The organism is Roseateles sp., from assembly GCF_036486225.1.
Lineage (GTDB): Bacteria > Pseudomonadota > Gammaproteobacteria > Burkholderiales > Burkholderiaceae_C > Roseateles.
The window spans coordinates 1-6397 of record NZ_DASVNZ010000131.1; the positions used below are offsets into that span (position 1 = coordinate 1).

4 protein-coding genes and 1 pseudogene are annotated in these 6397 nt (G+C 69.2%); 3 read left to right on the forward strand and 2 right to left on the reverse strand.

The window, feature by feature from the left end; genetic code table 11:
* Together VF536_RS09020 and VF536_RS09025 are read left to right on the forward strand one after the other, a co-directional pair.
* Positions 1 to 250 (forward strand): annotated as a pseudogene (locus tag VF536_RS09020) (hypothetical protein); the annotation flags it as partial.
* Positions 247 to 2745: a cbb3-type cytochrome c oxidase subunit I gene (locus VF536_RS09025; RefSeq protein ID WP_331614498.1), complete on the forward strand. Its 2499-nt coding sequence runs from the start codon at positions 247 to 249 to the stop codon at positions 2743 to 2745. The pseudogene VF536_RS09020 and the gene VF536_RS09025, both read left to right, overlap by 4 nt.
* 243 nt (positions 2746 to 2988) lie before the next feature.
* Here the strand turns inward: VF536_RS09025 and VF536_RS09030 are convergent, their stop codons facing one another.
* Both VF536_RS09030 and VF536_RS09035 read right to left on the reverse strand, forming a co-directional pair.
* On the reverse strand, positions 2989 to 4434 hold the full coding sequence (locus VF536_RS09030) for an NAD-dependent succinate-semialdehyde dehydrogenase (RefSeq protein ID WP_331614499.1): 1446 nt from the start codon (positions 4432 to 4434) through the stop codon (positions 2989 to 2991).
* Positions 4435 to 4581: 147 nt separating this feature from the next.
* Positions 4582 to 5289, reverse strand: a complete 708-nt coding sequence (locus VF536_RS09035) for a hypothetical protein (protein ID WP_331614500.1) — start codon at positions 5287 to 5289, stop codon at positions 4582 to 4584.
* 148 nt (positions 5290 to 5437) lie between these two features.
* Here VF536_RS09035 and VF536_RS09040 point away from each other — a divergent pair.
* A partial coding sequence (locus VF536_RS09040) for a DUF3772 domain-containing protein (protein WP_331614501.1) occupies positions 5438 to 6397 on the forward strand: 960 nt, incomplete at its 3' end.

A 6397-nucleotide genomic window follows, 5' to 3' on the forward strand; every position in this document is an offset into this window, starting at 1 on the left:
CGATCTGACCCATGTCGCGAGCCGCCTGTGGCTGGGCGCGGGCGCGCTGCGCAACCGCGACCCGCTCGGCGATCCGCGCACCGCGCTGCGGCAATGGATCACCGACGTGCAGCAGGTCAAGCCGGGCGCACGCATGCCGTCGTACAAGCACCTGCGCGCCGATGAGATCGACGCCATGGTGGCGTTCCTGGCCGGGCCGCCCGTGGCAGGCGGCGGATCCGATCGGCCGCTGGTCGCGGTCACGCCATGAGGCGGCCCGCCAACCGCCTGCCCCGGCCCGACGGCGAGCTCGATCGGCTGCGCGCCGCGTGGGCGCCGCCCCAGGGCTGGCGCGTGATCGGCAGCGTCAACAACGTCTTCATCGGCAAGCTCTACATCGCGACTGCGTTCGTGTTCCTGCTGCTGGGCGGCGTGCTGGCGCTGCTGATGCGGGCCCAGCTCGCCGCGCCGGAGCAGACCCTCTTCAGCGCGCCGGTCTTCCAGCAGCTGTTCACCATGCACGGCACGGTGATGATGTTCCTCTTCGCCGTGCCCATGGTCGAGGCCATCGCCGTCTTCCTGCTGCCCAACATGCTGGGCGCGCGCGACCTGCCCTTCCCGCGGCTGTCGGCCTATTCGTACTGGATGTACGCGGTCGGCGGGCTGGCTTTCTACGCCACGCTGTTCTGGCAGCTGGCGCCCGACTCGGGCTGGTTCATGTATCCGCCGCTGAGCAGCGCGAAGTACTCGCCGGGGCTGAATGCGGACTTCTGGCTGCTGGGCATCGGTTTCATCGAGATCTCCGCGATCGCGGGCGCGATCGAGCTGATCACCGGCATCCTGATGACGCGGGCGCCGGGCATGACGCTGGGCCGCATGCCGGTCTACGCCTGGGCCATGCTGGTGGTCGGGCTGATGATCGTGCTGGCCTTCCCCGCGGTCATCGCGGGCACGGCGCTGCTGGAGATCGAACGCGCCTTCGACTGGCCGATCTTCGACGCCACGCGCGGCGGTGATCCCTTGCTGTGGCAACACCTGTTCTGGTTCTTCGGCCACCCCGAGGTCTACATCATCTTCCTGCCCGCGGCGGGGTTGGTGTCGACGATGGTGCCCGCCCTGGCACGGACCACGCTGATCGGCCGCCACGCGGTCAGCGCCGCACTCGTGGCGATCGGCGCGGTGAGCTTCCTGCTGTGGCTGCACCACATGTTCACCGCGGGCCTGGGCGGGCTGGGACTGAGCCTGGTCTCGATCTTCAGCGTCGCCATCGCCATCCCGGGAGCGCTGCAGATCTTCGCGTGGATCGGCACCTTGTGGCGCGGCCGGCTCCAGTGGACGACGGCGACCTGGTTCCTCATCGGCTTCCTCGTCACCTTCGTCGTGGGCGGGCTGACCGGCGTGATGCTGGCGCTGCTGCCGATCGACTGGCAGGTGCACGACACCTACTTCGTCGTCGCGCATTTCCATTACGTGCTCATCGGCGGCATGGTGCTGCCGATGTTCGCGGCGCTGTACCACTGGATCCCGCTGTGGAAAGGCCGCGCGATGTCGGAGCGCGCGGGCCGCTGGGTGTTCGGGCTGATCTTCGGCGGCTTCCACCTGGCCTTCTTCCCGATGCACATCGCCGGCATGCTGGGCATGCCGCGCCGCGTGCACACCTATCCGTCGGGACTGGGGCTGGAGCTGCCGAACCTGCTCTCCACGGCCGGCGCCTTCATCATCGCCGCGGGGGTGCTGCTCTTCGTCATCGACCTCGTGCGCAGCCAGCGCGGTCCGGAGCAGGCGCACAACGATCCGTGGCGGTCCTCGACGCTGGAGTGGCTGCCGAGCGAGGCTTACGGCACGCGCAGCATTCCGCATGTCGAGCATCACGAGCCGCTGTGGCATCGCCCGTCCCTGCATCAGGAGGTCGAAGCCGGCGTGCACTGGTTGCCGGGCTCGATCACGGGCGGTCGCGAGACGCTGCTGACCAGCCCCGTGCAGGCGCATCCGCTGAGGGTGGTGACGCTGGCCGGGGACAGCCTGTGGCCGTTTCTGGCGGCGATCGGCACGGCGGCCTTCTTCCTGCTGATGACGGTGAAGCAGGTGAGCGGCACGGTGGCGGGCGGCGTGCTGGCGGTCGTCGCGATCTGGGCGTGGTTGTGGCAGACGGATCGTGCGCCGCCGTTCGAGGACGCCGAGGCGACGGACGGCGTGATCCTGCCGATGGGGGTCACCGGGCGGCAGGCGCCGTCGTTCTGGGGCGTGGTGATCCTGATCGTGGTGGAGGCGACGATCTTCGCGTCGATGGCGTTCGCGCACCTGCATGCGGCGATGAAGCTGGACGTGTGCCCGCCGCCGGGAGTGGGACTGGCGGGCTCGGGGATGCTGCTCCAGCAGACGCTCGGTTATGCGCTGAGCCTGGTTTTCGTCGTGTGGGCGGGGCTTGGCGCACGGCGCGCGCCGGTGTCGAAGTGGCGGGCGGCGCTGCTTGCGCCGGCGTTCGGGCTGGCCGTGCTGGCGTTCTACAGCGGCTTGCAGACGGCCTGGCCGGCGGAGCGGCCGCCGACCTTGGATGCGTGGACGGGCACGCTGGCTGCGTTGCACAGCCTGCAGGGATTGCAGATCGCGGTTGCGATGATGCTGGCGCTGTATTACGCGGCCCGGATCGGATCGGGGCTAATCCGGCCCCGGCAGCACGCCACGCGAGAAGTGGTGGTGCTGCTGTGGGGATGGATCTGCGTGCAGGGGGTGATCACCGTGTGGTGGCCGCGTCTCGTTGCGTGAGGCTGGAAGGCTCGGTTGGCGCGACGAGCGAAGCGAGCAAGCCTGTAGAGAGAGGGGGTGCGAGGACTCCGGTCGTTGCCGTTTGAGGGCATCGTTGGAGGAGTCTCGCGAGCCGAGCGAGGGAGCGACGACGGCCACACAGCGAGCGTATATGAGCGTCGTCAGAGCCGTTTTGGTTCCTTTGTCGGCGGACAAAGGAACTCGCCTGCCGGGGCGAGACCCGGCGGGCTGTGGCGAGGGGAATCAGACGCCCAGGATGGAGACCGCCTTCGTATTGAGATAGGCCTCCAGCGCTTCCGGCCCGCCTTCTGAGCCGTAGCCCGAGTCCTTCACCCCGCCGAACGGCATTTCCGCGGACGGTGTGGCGGGCTGGTTGACCCAAAGCATGCCGACCTCCATGCGTTGCGCCAGCAGATGGGCGTTCTTGATGGACTTCGTGAACGCATACCCGGCGAGGCCGAACGGCAGCCGGTTGGCTTCCGCGATGGCGTCCTCGAGCGAATCGAACCCGCGCACGGCCGCGATGGGTCCGAACGGCTCGTCGTTGAACACGGACGCGTCGAGCGGCACATCGGCCAGCACGGTGGGCGCGAAGAAGTTGCCGGCGTTCCCGACGCGTTCCCCGCCGGTGGCGATCTTGGCGCCGCGCTCGCGGGCTTCCGCGACGATCTTGGACATGGCCACGACGCGACGCTCGTTGGCGAGCGGGCCGAGGGTGGTGCCTTCGGCGAGGCCGTCGCCGAGCTTGAGTCCTTGCGCGTGCTTGACCAGCGCGGCGGTGAACTCGTCCTTGAGGCTGTTGTGGACCAGGAAGCGGGTCGGTGAGATGCAGACCTGACCGGCGTTGCGGAACTTCGCGGCGCCGGCAGCCTTGACGGCGAGGGCGACATCGGCGTCTTCCGCGACGATGACGGGCGCGTGGCCGCCGAGTTCCATCGTCACACGCTTCATGTGCGCGCCGGCCATCGCAGCGAGCTGCTTGCCGACCGGGGTGGAGCCGGTGAAGGTGACCTTGCGGATCACCGGATGCGGGATCAGATAGCTGGAGATTTCATGCGGATCGCCGAAGACCAGACCGACGGTGCCGGGGGGCACGCCCGCGTCGACGAAGGTCTGCAGCAGCGCCGCGGGGGATGCGGGGGTTTCCTCCGGCGCCTTCACCAGGAAGGAGCAGCCGGTGGCGAGCGCCGCGCCGAGCTTGCGCACGATCTGGTTGACGGGGAAGTTCCAGGGCGTGAACGCGGCGACGGGTCCGACCGGTTCCTTGAGCACGAGCTGCTGCGCGGCCAGATTGCGCGAGGGCACGATGCGGCCGTAGACGCGGCGTCCCTCGTCGGCGAACCATTCGATGATGTCGGCGCCGGCGAGGACCTCGACCTTGGCCTCGCCCACGGGCTTGCCCTGCTCCTGCGTCAGCAGCCTGGCGATCTCGGGCGCGCGTTCGCGCAGCAGCGCGGCGGCGCGGCGCATCGTCGCCGCGCGTTCATGCGCGGACACGTTGCGCCAGGCCTCGAAGCCCTTCTGCGCCGCCTCCAGCGCGCGGTCCAGGTCCGCCTTGCTCGCGTGCGCGACCTTGCCGATCACGGCGCCGGTCGCGGGGTTGCGCACATCGATGGTCTTGCCGCCGGCGGCATCGACCCATTCGTTGGCGATCAGCAGGCGGGTGTCGGGATAGGAAGCGTTGGTCATGGCAGGTCCTCGTGAACGTTGAGGGTGACTCTACCCGCTGGTCGCGCGCCCCGGCGCCGCGCGGGTGCTAACCCGACGGATCGCCGGTCCTTTGGACGCAGAGCGCCCGCCCCGCTCCGGTTCGCCTTGACCGGCGCGCCGACGCCTCTAGGCCTTGCGGGTCCGGTCCGACTTCGGCAGCTTCAAGGCCTTGACGCCCCCGGCGACGTCCGCGAGCCCGGCATCGATCCGATGCCAGGCCACGCGTTCCGAGTAGCGGCGTTCCTCGGCGCTGAGCCTCGCCTGCGGCTTGAGCGCGATCTCCCGTCCCTTCTCCGACAGGGCGCCGCGGATCTCGTCGCTGGACTTGCCCCAGTGCCTGGCGAAGCGCACCAGCCGGATCATCTCGCTGGACGGATTCAGTCCGCGCACGGTGGAGGTCGACTGCTTCATCATGAAATCGATGCTCATCGCGACGGTGTCGCTGCGCAGGGACTCCGCGACGCAGAACGCGATCAGGGTGCGCTGCGCCATCTGGCCGACCGGATCCTGCTTCACCAGCTGGATCGCGAGGTCCAGCGACGCCATGGTCGGGTTGAGGGTCTCCAGCACGCCCTTGGGGTACTGGCCGTCCTTGAAGACCAGTTGGCCTTCCATGTAGTGGATGTAGAGATCGCGCTCCTGGATGTTGAGCCGCAGGCTGGTCCCCGGATTGAGCGGCGAGGTCTTCAGGACGATGTCGACGCTGCGGGTGTTGTCGCGGCACAGCCGGAAGAAGCTGTTGTCGCGGCGGATGAAGTTGGTGTCGTCGGTCAAGGCGTCGCGCAGCCGGCTGATCTTCTGCGTCCATTCCGGCCCCACTTGCAACTCAAGCATGTGTTCTCTCCCTGAAGGTGGTCGGGAGGGAGCCTAGGGCTTCGTCCGGCCACGGCCAGTGACCAAAGTCGATCGCAGGGCGATGTAGCGAAACGTTCCCCCGGGCAGGCGGATTGCCCTCCTGGCGCACCTCCACTCACGACTCACGATGCGACGGATCAAGCACCTGACCGCGGGCGTGCCGCGGATCTTCGCGACATGGCTGTTGTGCGTGGCCGCGGCGGTCGCGCTGGCCGCCTTGCCTGCCCATGCGCAAGACCCGGCGCCCGAACCGACCGATCCGGCGAAGCTGCTCGACCTCGCCCGCACGGAGCTCAAGGCGACCCAGCCCAAGCCGGGCAAGGAACTGACGACCGAGGACCTGGGCGACATCAAGGACAAGGTCGAACGCGTGCGGACACGCATCGACCAGGCGCTGTCCGCCCTGCAGCCGCGGCTGGACGATGCGAAGACGCGGCTGGCGCAGCTCGGCACGCCGCAGGCGGACGTGAAGGAGACGCCGGAGGTGGCGCAGCTGCGCGCACAGCTGGGTCGCGAAGTCGCCACCATCGACGGACAGGTGAAAGTCGCGAACGACCTCGCCGGACAGGCCGAGAGCACCTTGCGCCATGCCAATGCCGCACAACGGCTTCAACTGAGCGCCCGGCTCGGCGAGCGCGTGCCGTCGCTGCTGCAGTCGGGGTTCTGGCGCGCGCTGCGCACCGACAGTGCCGCCGACCTCGAACGTGCCCGCGTGTTCGGGGCCGAACTCGGCGCGTTGTGGGCCTCGGTACCCGCCGGGGCGTGGACGATCTTCGTCGCCGCGGTGGCGGCATGGCTCGTCCTGTGTCTGGGTGCCCGCCGATTGACCGCGCGCCTGTGCGCGACGCGCATTCCACCGGGCCGGCTGCGCCGCTCGCTGTACGCGGTTAGCGAGGTGGTCCTGCGCACGCTGCGGCCCGGACTGATCGCCCACGGCCTGGTGCTGACCTTGACCGCCAGCCTGGTCGACGGCGCGCCGGACGGTCCGGACTCGCTTGCCCAGTGGCTGGACACGGTCGAGATGATCGTCTGGTTCGGCGGCTTCATCGCCGGGCTCGGGGCCGCGCTGCTGATGGCGCGCAAGCCC